Origin of the sequence: uncultured Campylobacter sp., from assembly GCF_938017615.1 — a bacterium.
In the GTDB taxonomy this organism is placed as follows: domain Bacteria; phylum Campylobacterota; class Campylobacteria; order Campylobacterales; family Campylobacteraceae; genus Campylobacter_B.
In genome coordinates this window covers 1-16,732 of sequence record NZ_CALIJA010000196.1, presented here as the reverse complement: position 1 = coordinate 16,732, position 16,732 = coordinate 1, and the positions used below count along the sequence as shown (strand labels likewise).

Annotated in this window: 15 protein-coding genes and 1 pseudogene; 13 read left to right on the top strand and 3 right to left on the bottom strand. The window is 48.4% G+C overall.

What is annotated here, in order from left to right:
* The first annotated feature begins 170 nt into the window (after positions 1-170).
* The 12 genes and pseudogenes from petA to Q0620_RS09985 all read left to right on the top strand — a co-directional run bounded on the left by petA (position 171) and on the right by Q0620_RS09985 (position 13,395).
* The gene (petA, locus tag Q0620_RS10040) at positions 171-677 is read left to right on the top strand and encodes a ubiquinol-cytochrome c reductase iron-sulfur subunit (protein ID WP_298784946.1); all 507 of its coding nucleotides are present in this window, start codon (positions 171-173) and stop codon (positions 675-677) included.
* A gap of 9 nt (positions 678-686) precedes the next feature.
* The gene (locus Q0620_RS10035) at positions 687-1,946 is read left to right on the top strand and encodes a cytochrome bc complex cytochrome b subunit (RefSeq protein ID WP_298784944.1); all 1,260 of its coding nucleotides are present in this window, start codon (positions 687-689) and stop codon (positions 1,944-1,946) included.
* Positions 1,947-1,948: 2 nt separating this feature from the next.
* Positions 1,949-3,052 (top strand): c-type cytochrome, encoded by a 1,104-nt coding sequence (locus Q0620_RS10030; protein ID WP_298784942.1) that lies wholly within the window; start codon positions 1,949-1,951, stop codon positions 3,050-3,052.
* 219 nt (positions 3,053-3,271) lie between these two features.
* Complete coding sequence (locus Q0620_RS10025; RefSeq protein ID WP_298784940.1) at positions 3,272-5,203, top strand: FTR1 family protein; 1,932 nt, start codon at positions 3,272-3,274, stop codon at positions 5,201-5,203.
* A gap of 14 nt (positions 5,204-5,217) precedes the next feature.
* Positions 5,218-5,739: an iron transporter gene (locus Q0620_RS10020; RefSeq protein WP_005869331.1), complete on the top strand. Its 522-nt coding sequence runs from the start codon at positions 5,218-5,220 to the stop codon at positions 5,737-5,739.
* 384 nt (positions 5,740-6,123) lie between these two features.
* Entirely contained in the window at positions 6,124-7,542 is a 1,419-nt protein-coding gene (locus tag Q0620_RS10015; RefSeq protein ID WP_298784938.1) for a Fe-S-containing protein, read from the top strand.
* Entirely contained in the window at positions 7,542-8,786 is a 1,245-nt protein-coding gene (locus Q0620_RS10010; RefSeq protein ID WP_298784936.1) for an ABC transporter permease, read from the top strand. The genes Q0620_RS10015 and Q0620_RS10010 overlap by 1 nt, the downstream gene beginning before the upstream one ends.
* On the top strand, positions 8,773-9,906 hold the full coding sequence (locus Q0620_RS10005) for an FtsX-like permease family protein (protein ID WP_005869323.1): 1,134 nt from the start codon (positions 8,773-8,775) through the stop codon (positions 9,904-9,906). Before Q0620_RS10010 ends, Q0620_RS10005 begins: the two co-directional genes overlap by 14 nt.
* Before the next feature lies 1 nt (position 9,907).
* A pseudogene (locus Q0620_RS10000) lies at positions 9,908-10,546 on the top strand (ABC transporter ATP-binding protein); the annotation flags it as partial.
* A 186-nt stretch (positions 10,547-10,732) separates the two neighbouring features.
* Complete coding sequence (locus Q0620_RS09995) at positions 10,733-11,101, top strand: hypothetical protein (RefSeq protein WP_298784934.1); 369 nt, start codon at positions 10,733-10,735, stop codon at positions 11,099-11,101.
* Positions 11,098-11,592: a TlpA disulfide reductase family protein gene (locus Q0620_RS09990; protein ID WP_298784932.1), complete on the top strand. Its 495-nt coding sequence runs from the start codon at positions 11,098-11,100 to the stop codon at positions 11,590-11,592. The genes Q0620_RS09995 and Q0620_RS09990 overlap by 4 nt, the downstream gene beginning before the upstream one ends.
* Positions 11,593-11,823: 231 nt before the next feature.
* Entirely contained in the window at positions 11,824-13,395 is a 1,572-nt protein-coding gene (locus Q0620_RS09985) for a subtype B tannase (protein WP_298784930.1), read from the top strand.
* Between the two features lie 367 nt (positions 13,396-13,762).
* On the opposite strand, the gene Q0620_RS09980 is transcribed toward Q0620_RS09985, so the two are convergent.
* The 3 genes from Q0620_RS09980 to Q0620_RS09970 all read right to left on the bottom strand — a co-directional run bounded on the left by Q0620_RS09980 (position 13,763) and on the right by Q0620_RS09970 (position 15,153).
* On the bottom strand, positions 13,763-13,945 hold the full coding sequence (locus tag Q0620_RS09980) for a hypothetical protein (RefSeq protein ID WP_298784928.1): 183 nt from the start codon (positions 13,943-13,945) through the stop codon (positions 13,763-13,765).
* Positions 13,946-14,081: 136 nt separating this feature from the next.
* On the bottom strand, positions 14,082-14,210 hold the full coding sequence (locus Q0620_RS09975; RefSeq protein ID WP_298784926.1) for a hypothetical protein: 129 nt from the start codon (positions 14,208-14,210) through the stop codon (positions 14,082-14,084).
* 46 nt (positions 14,211-14,256) lie between these two features.
* The gene (locus Q0620_RS09970; RefSeq protein WP_298784924.1) at positions 14,257-15,153 is read right to left on the bottom strand and encodes a radical SAM protein; all 897 of its coding nucleotides are present in this window, start codon (positions 15,151-15,153) and stop codon (positions 14,257-14,259) included.
* Between the two features lie 388 nt (positions 15,154-15,541).
* Here Q0620_RS09970 and Q0620_RS09965 point away from each other — a divergent pair, with 388 nt between their 5' ends.
* Positions 15,542-16,600 (top strand): DUF3137 domain-containing protein, encoded by a 1,059-nt coding sequence (locus tag Q0620_RS09965; RefSeq protein ID WP_298784922.1) that lies wholly within the window; start codon positions 15,542-15,544, stop codon positions 16,598-16,600.
* Positions 16,601-16,732 lie beyond the last annotated feature (132 nt).

The window sequence follows — 16,732 nt, the reverse complement described above, 5'->3', positions numbered from 1 at the left end:
AAAATTTATAAAATTTTAAACTGCGAAAACGCCTCGCTAGGCATTAAAATTATCTTAAAATATAATTTAGCTTGCAAGATTAAGCTAAATTTCTGCTTATAATCATATTGATTTAATCTTTATTTGGCTAAAATTGACACTTATCAATTTCTTAATTTGAAAGGATAAAGATGTCTGATCTAAAACAGGATAGACGAAGCTTTATCGGGCTTACTTTCGGCGCGGTTGCCGCTGTGGGTGGCGTTTTCGCACTCGTGGGGATGAAGAAATCGTGGGATCCGTTACCTAGCGTGCGCGCCGCCGGCGTCACTACGGTAGATTTAAGTCCGATCAAAGAGGGCGAGCTTTATCAAACGCAGTGGCGCAAAAAGCCGATTTTCGTGCTTAAAAAGACCGCCGATATGCCTAAAAACGATGCCCGTGACGTCGTCGTAGGGGATGCTAGATATACGCTTTGCATAGGGCTTTGTACGCATTTGGGCTGTATTCCCAGCTACAAGCCATCGACGCAACAGTTCATCTGTGCATGTCACGGTGGGATTTTCGATGCTAACGGCGTAAATGTGTTCGGTCCGCCGCCGCGTCCTATGGATATACCGCCCTTTAAAATCGACGGAACGAAACTCGTTTTAGGCGAAGAGGGTCCCGAATACCAGGCCCTAAAGCAGAAAGCATAGGAGGCGCAGATGGCACATATCAGAAAAGCTACGGGAGTTTGGGATTGGTTCGACCAAAGGCTCGCCGTAACGAAATTTTTCAAGGTGATGGTAAGCGAGTATTGGATTCCTAAAAATATCAGCTTCCTTTGGGCGATGGGCGTTATTTTGATGACGCTATTTATAGTTTTGTTCGTTAGTGGACTAATGCTCGTGATGTATTATAAGCCGGATGTAAATCTTGCATTTGATAGCGTAAATTTCACGATTATGAAAGAGGTCGAATACGGCTGGCTATGGCGTCATATCCACGCGGTATCGGCATCAGTTGTATTTTTGATCTTATACATTCATACTTTAGTAGCTATTTATTACCGCTCGTATAAGCAAGGACGAGAGATGATTTGGGTAAGCGGAATGCTGCTTTTCATCATCTTTTCGGCTGAGGCTTTCAGCGGATATATGCTTCCTTGGGGGCAGATGAGTTACTGGGCGGCGATGGTTATTACGAATTTATTCGGCGGAATTCCAGTAGTTGGCGACGCGATAGTCGAATGGATTCGCGGCGATTATGCTGTTAGTGATCCAACGCTGACGCGATTTTTTATGCTTCATGTCTGTTTGCTGCCTCTCGTGGTGGTTGCGGTGCTGGCAGTGCATTTTTATTCGCTTAGATTTCCGCATGTAAATAACCTAGACGGCGAGGAGATTGACTTTGAGCTCGAAGGCGAGAAGTATCTGCAAGGAAAAACTAGCGAAAGCAAGGTAATTCCGTTTTGGCCGGGCTTTTTGGCGAAGGATTTTTTCTACGTCAGTATCTTTATGATATTTTTCTTTTATCTAGTGGGCTTTCACTTCGATTTTGCGATGGATCCGATAAATTTCGAGCCAGCAAACAGCCTCAAAACCCCAACGCATATCTATCCGGAATGGTACTTCCTTTGGGAGTATGAAATTCTGCGCGGATTTTACTTCGACGTAGGGTCGCTTAAGGCTGCTGACATCGGGCTTATCGCATTTGCATTCGCCGGAGTTTCGCTATTTTTCATACCGCTATTTGATCGCAGCAGTGTAGTAGCACCCGCGCATAAAAACAAGGCGTTTTTCATCTGGTTCTGGGTTTTGGTAATCGACATGATCCTGCTTAGCCTTTTCGGCAAGCTTCCTGCAGACGGTATGGAGCTCGGTATCGAAAATAAATACTGGGGCTTTGCCCTATCGATCATCTATATCGGATTGCTTGTCGTAGTGCTTCCACTAATTACAATCGCAGAAAGAAAGAGGGTCTAGCCATGAAAGAGATAAGAACCCTAATCTTAGTGCTTTTTTGTGTGGGAATTTTATACTGGTTTGTCGAGCCTTATGCTCATACTAAGCTCAGTCCGCACACCGATCCGGTAAATTATGACTTTGCAGCAGGCGATACGGCTTTAGCCGCGCATAACGTAGCCGCAGCAGAAAGCGCTTTGGCCGCAGCTGAAAAGGGCGGAGATGAGACGATGATAAAAAATTCTAAAAAAGTCCTTGCCAGCGCGAAAGAGCAACAAGACAAAACGGTGCTTTTTTGGGACGAGATAAATAAAATCGATCTTAGCAAAGGCGATGCCGTGCGCGGCGCTGAAACCTTTACAAATGCAGGCTGCACCGCATGTCATGGAGTAAAAAGTGCAAATATCCCCGCTCCTATGGACGCGGCAAGCGCTAGTGCCGCATACGGCGTCAATCCTCCGGATCTTAGCAGCGCAGGCTATCTATACACCGATAAATTCTTAGCAGCACTCATCAAAGATCCGATCATGGCTCTTAAGCTAGATCAGAAATTTGGCGACGAAAAGCCTTTCCCGATGCCCGGGTTTTTCGGTGCGGGCGGTGATCTAAATCAAGAGATCGCCGATATCGTAGCCTATCTAAAATCACTCGCTCCTAGCGAGGATAAGCTAATCGCCTCTGAGGCTGCTGCTAGCGGCATCAAGCAAGGCACCGAACTAAATGAAGCGCAGAAAAAATTCCTTTTAAGCAAGGCGGTTTTTGAGGATGCTTGTCTAAGATGCCACGACGTCAAATATGATAAGCTCTTTGCATCCAGCGACAAGGCTAGCTTGGCTGCGTATATGGGCTCGACGCCTCCTGATCTTTCGATGATGATCCGTTCTAAGGGCGCCAACTATCTGCACGAGTTTATCAATGATACGCAAAAGAAGCTTCCAGGCACTTCGATGCCGCGCGTAGGCTTGAACGAAAACGCTGAAGCCAAGGTCGTGGAGTATCTGGCTGACGTAGGCGACAGCAAAAAAGCTGAGCGTGAAGCTACAACCATAAATATTATGATCTATTTCTTGATCCTTTCTGTTTTTGCAGGTCTTTGGAAAAGTAAAATTTGGTCGAAACTTCACTAAAATTTTAGCAGTCGGAGTAAAATCCGACTGCCATTTAAAATTCCGCCATATCCTAAATTCTATTAAATTTCATCTATCAAAAAGCTCTTGCAATTGAGAATTTAGCCGCTTTCGTGCTTTATGATAACCGCTTTTTTTATTACTTTTTAAGATTTTTCTACATATAATTGCTACTTAATTTTGAAATTTAATGTATAAATTTAACTTAAGAAGGTTCAGATGAAATTTTTTAAATTTGCGGTTTTAGCTCTAATTTTTCCGCTTGCTATGCTTTTTGCAGATACGGATTATCGCGCGGAAGCAGCGACGATAAAAGAGAAATTTGCTCAAGCGATCAAGCTTTATGTCGATGGCAATAATTCTGAGGCTAGAAAGATAACTCAAGAGGCGTATTTTGGGCATTTTGAAAATCTAGAAGCCGGCATTCGCATAAATTTAAGTCAGAAAAAATCCTACGATATGGAGAAGCAATTCGGCGATATCCGTAAAGCGATCAAAGCAGAAAAGCCTCTAAATGAGATCCAAGCAATGATCGATAATCTAAATCGCGAGATTGACGAGGTTCTGCCTGTGATTGAATCTGGTCATCGTCTCGTAGCCGAGTATCAAGACGGAGGCGACGGCAGCACTTCTGCGCCAGCCTCAGGCGGGAATTCCGCAGCATCCGGCACAACTTCGCCTTGGATGAGCGTCTATACGGAATTTAAAACTGAGCTGGATAACGCTAAAGCTGCGTTTGATAAGAAAGACTCTGCTGCGCTAAAAGCTGCGCTAAATCGCGCGAAATTTGATATCTACCGCAACGAACGTCTAGAGGAGGCGGTGCGAAAATATGTCTCGTCTCAGACCGATCAATCAATCCAGCAAATTATCGGAAATCTCTTGCGCGAGGATGCGGATACAGACAAATCAAAATTTGACGAAGCGATAAACGCCCTAGATAATCTAGCATTAAAAGCCGTAAATGATTTGCCGCAAGAAAGCTACTCCATAGCGCCGCAGACTGCGTTAGCACAAAGCGATACTAGCGAGGATGAGGGCAAGGATTTTACGCCGATTGTGCAAAATATCAAAGACAAAATGGCTAAGGTTTTGCAGCTTTACGAAAGCGGCAAGGTTGATGATGCGATTGACGAAAGCGGCAATATCTACTTCGACGAATACGAAGAGAGCGGCATGGAGAATATCGTCGGTGCTAAAAATACTCAACTCAAGCTAGACACCGAAGCAAGCTTTAATAAAATTTCGGCTCTTATGCGCGCGGGTGCTTCCAAAGAGCAGATCGTAGCAGCGCAAAATAAGCTATTTGATCAGCTTACCCAAAGTCTAGAGCTAACGAAGAAATCAAGCAACTGGGATCTATTCTTATACGCGTTTATCATCATCTTGCGCGAAGGATTTGAAGCGCTCATCATCGTAGCCGCGGTCATCGCTCTACTTATAAAATCCGGCAACTCAAAGCACCTAAATATCGTTTACAGTGCTCTTGGCGTCGCGGTCGTGCTAAGTATTGCCACGGCTTATGGACTAAATTATATCTTCGGTAGCGAAAACGCGGGGCAGACGCGCGAAGTGATGGAGGGCGCGGTGATGTTAATCGCCGTGGTGTTGCTATTTTACGTGGGATTTTGGCTTCTTTCAAATGCAAACTCCAAAAAATGGACCGCCTATATCCAAGGTCAAATTTCAAGCAGCCTAAGCTCTGGCGATAGCAAGATGCTTTGGTGGACGGTATTTTTAGCGGTTTATCGCGAGGGCGCAGAGACGGTGCTATTTTATCTAGCACTACTTTTCGATGCTAAAAGTCCAGCAGCTACTAGCATGGTAGCAGCAGGCTTTGTAGCGGGTCTAGCGGCTCTTATCATAGTTTATATCGTCATCAAAAAATTCTCGCTTAAAATCGCTATCAAGCCATTTTTCATCGCTACGTCAGTCATTATCTTTTATATGTCCGTCGTATTTGTGGGTAAGGGCGTGATGGAGCTAGTCGAGGGCAAGGTATTCGTGCCTACGGTGATAGACGGGCTTCCTACGATTACGTGGATCGGATTTTATCCTTATGTCCAGAGTCTAGTGCCGCAAGCGGTGATGATCGTGCTTCTAATCGCAGGAATTTTGATCTTAAAAAATAAGCAAAAAAACAAATCTTAATAAGGAGAGAAAAGATGAAAAAGATTTTTTCAGGTATGTTGGCGCTAAGCTTAGCCTCTGTTATAGCAATGGCAGGAGAGCATCCGATCGGCGAGCCGATTGAGCAAAATGGAATGGAGATCGCTGCTGTGTATCTTCAGCCTATCGATATGGAGCCTAAAGGCATCGATCTAGCTCCTAGCAAGGCGGACATCCACCTTGAGGCGGACATCCACGCTATCAAAGGCAACGCAAACGGATTTGGCGAGGGCGAGTGGATCCCTTACCTAAAGATCGCTTACGTGCTTAAAAACCTAGACACAGGTAAGATTCAAAAGGGAAATTTCATGCCGATGGTAGCTAGCGACGGCCCTCACTACGGTGCTAATATCAAGATGGTAAACGGTGTAGGCAACTACGAGCTAACCTATAACATCGAAAATCCAAGCGCCAACGGATTTGGCCGCCACGCAGACAAAGCGACCGGCGTAGGCAAATGGTGGGAGCCGTTCTCGGTTAAATACACCTTCCAATACACAGGCGCTCCTAAAGAGTAATCATAGATGGCTCCGCCGAGTCCGTTTTGGCGGAGCTCTAGCGGTATTGGGTTTAGCCGCACGCTTTAAATTTAAGGCAGTTACTTTAGCCCGTTTAAATTTGCCATTACGCCGCAGCCAAAGCGCATCGTTTTTGCTTTAATGCGTTTAAGCTTACGAATCTTTTAGTTGCGGCAAAATTTTAAAATTTAGCACGTCGCGAGGGTGAGACAAAACCAAAGCAATAGCGAGGCGAAATTTCTCTTTGCGGGCGGCTCTATTGCTGCGAACTTTTTGCGGGCTGATTTGAAATTTTAAAATTTACAAAATGGCGTAGGTTTTAAAATTTTAAAATTTAAGCAATTATAGGCGATTTACGCGCATTAGGCTCGATGAGGATTTTTAATGACGATATTTTTTTATCACGTTAGCTTGGCTCTGTTTCCGCTCGCGTTTTTAAGCGCGTATCTGGGCGGCAGGCGCTTTATCAGCGCATCGTTTTTGCCCGCGCTTTTAGGAGCTGCATTCGGGGCGCTGTGCTTTAGCGCATTTGCGCGCTCGGCAAACGCCGATACAGGCAAGATTATATTTGACGCGCTCGCGCTCTTGACGCTGCTCGCGCTACTGTTTGCGTTTAGGCTTAAGCGATTCTATCTAACCGCTATAGTTATTTTTGCTCTTGGTTGCGCGTATGGATTTGAATACCGCTTCATAGGGATGAATTTTAAAATTTTCTCCGGCGAGCTGCTGGACAGCTTCAGCCTAACTAACCTCTTTATGGCGATTTTAGGTGCGCTGGCGCTCATTTTATTCTATTTCATTTACCGCGCGGTTTTGGCTCGCACCGGCAGAGGCGCGAGGCTGGCGTCGTTCACCCTTGCGTGGGCGTTTGCCTTTATCGCTAAAATCGGCTTTTTGGGTCTTGATCTGCGCCAGGCAGACGCGCCCAAAGCTCTAGCCGCGAAGGGTTTTGAAGGGCTTTCAAACGCGATCGGCTCGTCCGAGTTTCTAAGCGTCATCGCCAAAATCATCCACTACAACAACTCCTATCTGACGCTAGCTCTTTGCCTTATAGCCGCGCTAATTGCGCTGCTTACGGCATTTCGTGCGCCAAGTCGAGTGCCTCGCGAAGCGGACATTATAAAATTTAGAGAGGTTAAAGCAGGCAGATTCGCCATTTTTAGAGATTTTAGCCTGATCTTATCGCTTGGGATTTTAATCAGCTTTTTGGGGCTTTATTATATCTTGGTCGCTTCAAAACCGCCTACGATCGATGAGCCTAAGATCATCGAGCCGCAAGGCGCGGAATTCATAATCGATGCAAACATCGTAAAAGATGGCAAGCTGCACCGCTTTGCCTACGTTACCGACGACGGGCATAAGGTCAGGTTTTTTCTACTAAACCGCTTCACGGACAAATTTGCTCCGGTCGCGGTTTTTGACGCGTGCTCGATCTGCGGCGATATGGGCTATATCAAAAAAGGCGACGAGCTCATCTGTATCGCTTGCAACGTGAGGATATTTTTGCCTAGCGTCGGCAAGCTGGGCGGCTGCAATCCGATCCCGCTGGATTATAAGCTAGAGGGGCAAAATATCGTTATCGCGCTTAAGACGATTGAAGACGGCGCGTCCTATTTCTCGGAGATCGTGGATAAAAAGGTGATCGATCCGGTCAGTAGAAAAGAAATTTTAAACACCTCTAAATTTAGCTATCTTTACTACGGACGCACCTACTTTTTTGAAAGCGAAGCGAATGCAAACGCCTTTACCGCACACCCCGAGCGCTATGTAGATGAAAACGGCACGCTAAAGGAGCTTAAATAATGTTTTTACGCATCATCAAATCCTCCATTTTAAACTCCAGGGATAGCAAAATTCTAGCGTTTTTGACCATATTTTTATCGGTCTCGCTGATCGCCTGCATGCTAAATATCACGCTAAAAATCGGCGATGAGGTCGCTAAGGAGCTACGCAGCTATGGCTCAAATATCGTAGTGCTACCGCGCTCGCAAAGCCTAAGCATCGAGATCGGTGGGCGCGAATACTCTCCGCTTAAGAATGACGATTTCTTAAAAGAGAGCGAGCTGCATAAGATCAAAGAAATTTTTTGGCGCAACAATATCACCGCCTTTGCGCCCTTTTTAACTACCCGCGCAGGAGATTACGACGTCGTGGGAACCTACTTTGAAAGGGACGTGGGCGTTAGCGACGAGCCTGATTTCAGATCGGGCGTGCGCTCGCTCTATCCGTTTTGGAGCGTAGAGGGGCAGTGGGTAAAGGACGGCGCTGATGACGAGGTGCTTGCAGGAGACGCGCTGGGGCTAAAGATCGGCGATACGATTAAGCTTAGAGATTATGAGGTTAAGGTCGTAGGAATTTTGCACGGCGCGGAGGATGAAGCCAAAAAGCTGATCGCAAATTTATCTCTGGTGCAAAAGCTAACGCACAAAGAGGGCCTCATCGCCAAGGCAGAAGTCAGCGCCATGACTATCCCGGAAGACGATCTGTCCGTAAAGGCAAGAAGGAGCCTCGATAATCTAGACGCCACAGAATACGATACCTGGTACTGCTCGGCATACGTAAGCTCCATCGCATATCAAATCACCGAGGAGTATCCAAACGCGACCGCTAAGGCGGTGCTTAGCGTCAGCGAAGCTCAAAGCGGCATTACGAAAAAAATTCAAAATTTAATGGGCGTCGTAAGCATTCTATCGCTGCTAATCTCAAGCATCTGCATCACGAGCCTGCTAAGCAGCGAAATTTACAAGCGCAAAAAAGAGATCGGCTTGCTTAAGGCGCTGGGAGCGAGCAACTTTATGATCTATATCCAGTTCGCCGCTGAAATTTTCGTCATCTGCGTAGCAAGCTCACTCGTGGGCGCAGTCGTGGGCTACGCGCTTAGCTGGGCGATCGCGTATCAAATTTTTGGCTCCTTTATCGGCGTATCGCTGATGGTCTTTCCGCTTAGCATCGTCTTTGGACTTCTTATTTGCATTATCGGCTCGATCTTGCCGCTACGCGGAGTAATCAAACTACTGCCTGCGGAGGTGCTTTATGGTAGGAAATAACGGCGCGTTTTTTAGAGGCGCGATCTTTAAAAGTATCATCAACAGCGGCATCCGCAGCTTCGTGATTTTCGTCGCGATCATGCTAGGCAGCGCGGTTTGCGCGGCGTTCGTAAATATCTACGCCGACATCGATAAAAAGGTCGCCAGCGAGCTAAACAGCTACGGCGCAAATTTAATCGTGAGCCCCGCAAATTTAGAAAATTCCCATATGGACGAAGCGGCGCTCGATGCGAAGTTCGCTAAAATCCCGGCATTAAAAAGCGCGAATAAATACCTTTTCGGTAGCGCAAATTTAGGCGTAAACTCAGGCATCATCATGGGGGTAAATTTCTCCTCTCTGCGCGATACGATGCCGTTTTTGGATCTCAAAGAGGGCTCGTTTATAGGCGTGGATTTCGACGATAAAAACGCGCTCATCGGCCAAGATCTCGCCAAGCTTTTGGGCGCGAAACTCGGCGATAGTATCGAGATTACGCCGATCGGCTCAAACGAAACGAGCAAGGTAAAGATAAAAGGCATCGTCTATGACGGGCAGAAAGAGGACGGCATGCTGCTAATCTCGCTGCCGCTGGCGCAAAAAATTTTAAATCAGCCTGCGCAGGTAAATTACGCCGAAGCGATCGTAAGCGGCGATTTTAAGCAGCTTAGCGAAATTTCAAAAAGCCTAAGCGACGCTCAGATGAGCTTCGCGCCGATCGGCAAGGTATCCAAGACTCAGGGCATCATCTTAAATAAAATCAAGCTTTTGATGCTTCTTATCGGCATTACGATCCTTCTGATCACCTCGGTCTGCATCAACACGAGCCTTAGCTCGATTCTGCTTTCGCGGATCAAAGAGTTCGCGCTCATCCGTGCAATCGGCGCGAGTAAACAAAATTTGCTCCACCTAATCCTGAGCGAAATTTTAACCGTCTGCGTCGCAGGCTCGCTAGCTGGAGTATTCGTGGGATACCTGCTAGCGATCTTGCTCGGGCATCTGATATTTTCAAGCAGCGTGGATTTTAGGCTGATTAGCCTCTTCGCGGCGGTCGCGCTGAGCCTGATTTTTGCGCTCGCGGCAAGCTACTATCCGATCAAAAAGGCGCTGAATCCGAATTTAGCGAATCTATTAAGGGAATGACATGGAAATTTTAAAATTTGAAGGCATCTGCAAATACTTCGGCGAGGTCAAGGCACTCGATAATATCAGCTTCGACGTTTTAAGCGGCGAGTGGGTCAGCATAATGGGCCCAAGCGGCAGCGGCAAGAGCACGCTCGTAAATATCCTAAGCCTGATGGATACCCCCACCGCAGGCAGATACATCCTAGGCGGAGCCGACGCGAGCGCGCTAAACGACGAGCAAATTTTAGAATTTCGCCGCAAAAAGATCGGTCTCGTGTTTCAGCAGTTTCACCTAATCCCCTATCTAACGGCCGTCGAAAACGTTATGTTAAATCAATACTACCACAGCTGCGTGGACGAGGACAGCGCCAAGGCAGCACTTGAGAAAGTAGGGCTCGGACACCGCATCACGCACCGCCCTAGCGAGCTTAGCGGCGGCGAGCAGCAGCGTGTCTGCATCGCGCGCGCACTCATCAATGATCCCGACATCATCATCGCCGACGAACCTACGGGCAACCTCGACGAGGCCAACGAGCGCGTGGTTTTGCAGCTCTTTCAGACGCTTCGCAGCGAGGGCAAGACGCTGCTTTTGGTCACGCACAACGAAGAGCTCGGTAAATTCGCCGACAAAGTGGTACGCCTAAGACACGGCAAGCTCGATCGAATAGAACTTTTGGATCAAAGCACGATGAAACATCATCTAGGCTCGCAGGATAAAATTTTAGATCACGATTTAAGCCAAAGCACTTCGCAAAGCTCTAGCGCCGAAGCTGCGAGCGAGCAAAATCCCGCCTCGCAAAGCTCTGGCGGCGAAGATCAGAGTGCGTAAAATTTGGCTCGCATGATGAAAAATAAAGCTACGTTAAAATTTAAAAATTTCACCGCCTGCGCCGCGCGCTCTTTTTGGATCCGCCTAAGGCTCGCGCTAGCAGGCGCGGCTCTTTGCTGCGCACGTCCCGCCGAAGCCGTTTGCCTAGAAAGATCAAGCGCCGTTGCGACGCCGAGCGGAGTGGGTAAAAATTTTAAAAGTCTAAATTTTAAAAGCCGAAACGCTACGGACGCGGATTGCGACATGGATCGCGCCATGTGTCACGGCATAAATTCTAGTGCGGATAGCGACATAAATTCCGACAGAGATCGCGCCGTAAATTTTAAAATTTCAAATGCAAATTTAAAGGCCGATTTAGCGTGCCCGAAGGCGGGTTTTAGATGATAAAATTTTTAAATTTAAAAGTTGTCGCCGCCGTGCTCGCGCTGCTGCTCGCAGGCTGCGACGGATGGAAACACCATCTAAGCAGTGACGGCACCTCGCTCGCCTCCAAGTTCGATCCCTCCAAGCGCACGCTAAAGATCGAGGGCAACGACAAGCCGTTCGTGCTATTTTTCTACACCAGCAGCTGCGGCGCGTGCAAAGCCCAAGTGCCCACGCTAAACGAGCTGCAAGCTAGCGGCGACGCGCTAATTATCGGCGTTTTAGGCGACGGTAAAGGTCTGGAAGCCGACGCCGCGGTCGCCCGCGAAAAGGGGATAAAATTCCCAAGCGTCAGCGGCGCAAACTCCGTAAAATACTTTGAAACCATCGTAGGCGGCATTTTCGGCACCCCCACGTCGGTGATCTACGATAAGAACGGCAAAGCGGTCAAAAAACTCATCGGCCTCTACCCCAAATCCGCCTTTGAAACGCAGCTCAAGCTTATGAATTAGCGAGCAGAATTTGATGCAGCTAGCTTTTGCGGCGGCGGATTGCAAATACCCACTAAAATAACACTTCGAGTTTAAAATTTCTTTCAACTTGCAGATGCCTTTGCGTTTAAATTTCAAAATTTAGGCACGCAGCGGATTTAAGTATTCGCCGAGTTTTGCTAAAATTAGCTTTGTCACTAAGCTGCTTGAATGGCTAAAAAGCGGCAATATTAAAATATAAAGGATACTTCAATGAGTAAGAAATCCCTTGCTTTAGGCGCTGCTGCGATGCTTTGCGGCGCGCTAAGCCTAAACGCCGAGGCTGCGGCGCAGAGCGCACAAATAGATCTGAAATTTAACGCCGCAAATTTTACGCAAGAAAGCGTGATCGTAGGCGGCAAAAAGATAAAATTTCGCGCTTACAAAAACATAATCTACGTCGCTAGACCCGTAAGCGCGCGCTATCAGAGCATGAATATCTTCATCCCGCAGCAGTATTTTGAGGGGCGCAAGAGCGGCAAATTTGACGCCGCGAGCGCGCCGATATTTTTGCCAAACGGCGTGGGCGGCTACATGCCGGGCGAAGCAGGCGAGGTCAAAATAGACGAAAGCGGCAAGCCAAACGCGATCGCTACGGCGCTTTCGCGCGGTTACGTCGTAGCCGCTCCTGCAGTGCGCGGACGCACGCTAAAGAGCGCAAATGGCGATTATATCGGCAAGGCGCCCGCAGCGATCGTCGATCTAAAAGCCGCCGTGCGGTATCTGAAATTTAACGACGCGGCGATGCCCGGGGATGCAAACAAGATCGTCTCAAACGGCACGAGCGCGGGCGGAGCGCTCTCGGCGCTTTTAGGAGCGAGCGGGGACGAGGCCGCGTACGAGCCATATCTGCAGGAGCTGGGTGCCGCAAAGGCGAGCGATAAAATTTACGCGGCGTCCGCATACTGTCCGATCACAAATCTAAAGCACGCGGACGCGGCGTATGAGTGGATGTTCGGCGCGCAGAGCGAATATGAAAAGATGGATTTTAGCGGGCTTGATGCAGCGGGATTTAACGAGCGCGGCGAAAATTCTAGCGGCGCTGAAAAAAATTCCAAAAAAGGCGCAAATCAAAGCGCTGCAAAGCCCGCGCGCAAGATGCTAAGCGGCAAACTAAGCACAGCGCAGATTAAAATTTCAGACGAGCTAAAGGCGCAATTCCCCGCCTATCTGAACTCGCTAAGCTTAAAGGACGGAGACGGCCGCGCGCTAAGCCTGGATAAAAACGGCGACGGCAGCTTCAAAGATTACATAAACGGGCTCATATCGGCCTCGTTTGCTAATTTTGCGGCGAAAAATCCGCGCGCGAAGGCGCCCATATACCTCGCTGCAAAGATCAAGGACGACGCGTCGCAATCGCATATGCTATTTTGGGGCTATGCGACCTCCGAGCCGCGCGCCAAGACCCCGCCCGCATTCGACGGCTTCACGCTTGAAAATCCCGAAAACGAGCTGTTCGGCGGCGCCAAATTTAACGCGGCGCATTTTACGGATTTTAGCGCGATGAATGACCCCGCCAAAGGGGTGCTAATCGCAGATGCGCGGATCGTAGAGATGATGGATACGATGAGCTTCGTGCGCAACGAAAACGGCGCAAAATTTTACCGCATCCGACACGGCGCGAGCGATCGCGATACGGCGCTTGCGATTCCCGTTATTTTGGCGCTTAGCTTGCAAAACGCGGGCAAAAACGTCGATTTTGCAGTGCCTTGGGGGCAAGGACACGGCGGCGATTACGATCTTGAGGAGCTTTTTGACTGGATCGACAAAGTAGTTGCGCAGTAGGCTTTGCGGGCGAAATTTTACTTTGGAATTTAGAATTTTGCCCGCAGCTCTGCCGTAAAATTTTATCGCCCAAACACTCTCTAGCGGATACGTCAAGCGGCGTAAAATTCCGCTGCAGAATTCTATTGCGTCAAAATTTTAGCGCCGCCGCAAGACGCATAACGATTTGAAATTTTGCGGCTAGCATTTAAAAAATTCCATAGAATTTTATCGCGACAAAACGAGTGCGAATTAAAATTTTAGCGGCCGCGATGATTTATGACGCGGGCTTTTAGCGCGATCTATGTTAAAATTTCGGTGCAATCAAAATTCTGCGGGCTAAATTTTAAATTTAAAGACCGAAGTATGCGATAAAATTTCACGGCGTTTATACTATCCGATCGCAGCTCTTTGAGCGCGCAGTATCGTGCATGAGCGCGCATTCGGCGCGCGGACGATTAAAATCCGCCAAAATGAACGCAAAAACCCAAAGAAGCACGGTAAGCAGGCTAAATTTAAAGGCGTACATTTCGCAATCTCCCGCGGCTCCAAGCTCGCTTTTGCTATCCATTCGGCCTGCTTCAATAATCCGCCGAGACTCAAAAAGCGCCGTTTGGGGTCTGTATCTTTGCGCCGTGTGTATAAATTTCATAATTTAACGGCACTTAGCCTATTAAAGACCAACGCATACCGCGTAGCATCGTTTCCTAAACCGGGTGTGCTAGCACCTTTGCGGCAGCGGCGCAACTCGGCGCTAAATTTAACGCTAGCCCTCCTTGCGCCGCCTCTCTAGCTCGGCGTGCGGCAGCACCGTTTGCTACAACGTCTAAACTCAAGCCGTTCCCTTGCCGCGCCGCAAAAGAGCTTTTAAAATTTAACGCCCTAGCCTTTTGCGATCTCGTAAAAACCGTCTTTGAAAATGACTTTGCCAGCATCCGCGAGACGCTTTAAAAGCTGCGCGCTCGCTTCGTCAAACATCGCCTCCACGTCGCTCGTGCGCTGCGGACGGCGCGAGAGAGTGCGCAAAATTTCATCCTCACTAAAGCTCAGCCTCTCGCTTGCGTATTTGGGCGCGGCGATGATATTTACGTTTTGATTTTCGATGAAAGTAGCTAGGTAGCGCAGCTGCGCCTCGCTCACCCCCTCTACGCGGTATGCGGGCGGGCGATCTATAGTGCCAATATCTACGCGGTGCGGATTGATGCGAGCTAAAGCCGCATTCAGCGCCGCAAAGTCCTCTTGCGTATCGTTTAGCCCGCGCACGACTAGGATTTCGATATCAAGCTCGCCGCGAAACTTGCGCGCGAAATCCGCGATCGCGCTTACGATATCCTCGGCGCTAATGCCTGCATGCGGGCCGTCTACCTTACGAAAGCTTTTCGCAAGCACGCTATCTAGCGAAAATTTGCAGATATCAAGTTTCGCTAGGGCTGCGCTGTTTTCGCGCACGAGTGAGCCGTTTGACAAAACGAGCAGCTTCTGCGGCAGGTGCAGCGCCTTTAGCGCGTCTACGAGCTCTGCAAAGTGCGGATGCAGCGTAGGCTCGCCGTTTGCCGTGATCGTGATGACGTCAATGCCCGCATGGCTTTGTAGCGCTGTTTTCAGCTCGGCGATGACCGGGCCGATCTCACAGGGCTCGCTCATCGCACTTACCGGCTTGCCCGCGCCCAGCTCGCAATAGACGCAGTTGAAGTTGCACTGCTTGCGCTGCGGGCTCAGATCGATGCCGAGGCTGCGCCCGAACCTACGCGAGGCGACGGGCCCGAAAATATATCTCATTTTTGCTCCATGATTTGATTTGCGAATGACGACGTTTTTGGCGCAAGATTTCGCTTTAAAACTTTACTTTACGGAATTTTAATTTGCAAAATTTTAATTTGAAATTCCGCATCGTGAAATTTTACTGAAATTTGCTTTTAAAAAATTTAGCTAGGAAATCCCGCTTTGAAATTCTACGTAGCAAATTTATACCTTGGAATTTAACTTCCGCGTGCCGCCCTGCTACGGCGGAATTTTAAACTTAGAGCTTTGAATTTATCCTTAAATTTGGGGCGCTGTGCGAAATTCATATAAAAATCCGCCTTATGTGCGGACGAGTGAGCTTTGAAATTCCAAAATTCCCAGAATTTCGCTAAAATTGCGGGCAAATTTTAAAAAAGGCGAAATTTTGACTATTTACGATTTGGAGCGCCTGCGACTGGACGCCAAAAAGCACGTGGAGCAGCTAAAGCTGCTCGTCGTCGTAAGCACGGTGGCGCTGTTTGCAGTATTCGGCGTCATCGCGTATTTTACAGATAGGCAGGGCGCGCAGAGCTTTAGCGCGACGATGCTTATGCTACTGGCGGTCGCCTCGCTCGCCGTAAGTCTTAAAGAGGTGCACTTAAACGGCTGGCAAAAGGATCTCATCGGCACGGAAAATATTTTGAAATTTGGCGCGGTAGCGATCTCGTTTTTGATCTTCAAATACTCCGCAGCCTTGCCGCAGACGCTGATAGGCTTGGCCGCGCTGGCGCTTGGGGCGTGGTTAGCGACGCGGCTTTACGCGCTCGGCGTAAAAAGCATGCAAGAGATCTTTACCGGGCGGTACCGCCAAAGCTACAAGCAGCACTATCTGGCGCCTTTCGTGCGCGAGCTCGGCTACAAATACGTCTCCTACGGCAGCGTGCCGTTTTGGCGCGTGGTGCAGAGCGATCTGTTCGAATTTATCGAAAATCTGCGCGGCAACGACCGCGTGGGCGGCGTGTGGCAGGGGGTGAGCTTTGAATTTAGCGACGTGAGCTTTTTTCATCAAAATTTGCAGCACGAGCTCGTGGGGGCGTTTTTCGTAACGGAATTTAACAAACGCATCATCGCGCCCGTTTTCATCTATCCGCGCGGGATGCAAAATAAGCAGCACGTAGGTCTAAAGCCCGTTGCGATGGACAACGTGGAGTTTGCCACGCGATACAAGGTGCTTAGCGACGAGCCGCAAAACGCGATGTACGTGCTAACGCCCGCATTTATGGAGCGGTTTTTGGCGGTGGGCGACGCGATGGGAGCGCAGATCTGGGCGAGCATCAGAGAGCGGCGGATCCATATTTTCGTGCACACCGGGCGCGATAATTTCGAGCCCAGCGTCTATGAAAGCGTGCTGCGCCGCGACCCCGCAAGCGAGATAAAGAGCGAAATTTTAAGCTTTTTGAGTATCGTTAAAATTTTAAAACTGAATGTGAGGATTTGGATTTAATAAAATTTGAGCGGTATTTTTACTAAAAATTTTTAACTCTTAAAAGTAAAGGCTCTCTTTAACTTAGGCTCACACAAAGGAGCATTAAGCTACGATGAGTTCGATGAAAAACAAATATATAATTCGTTCAAG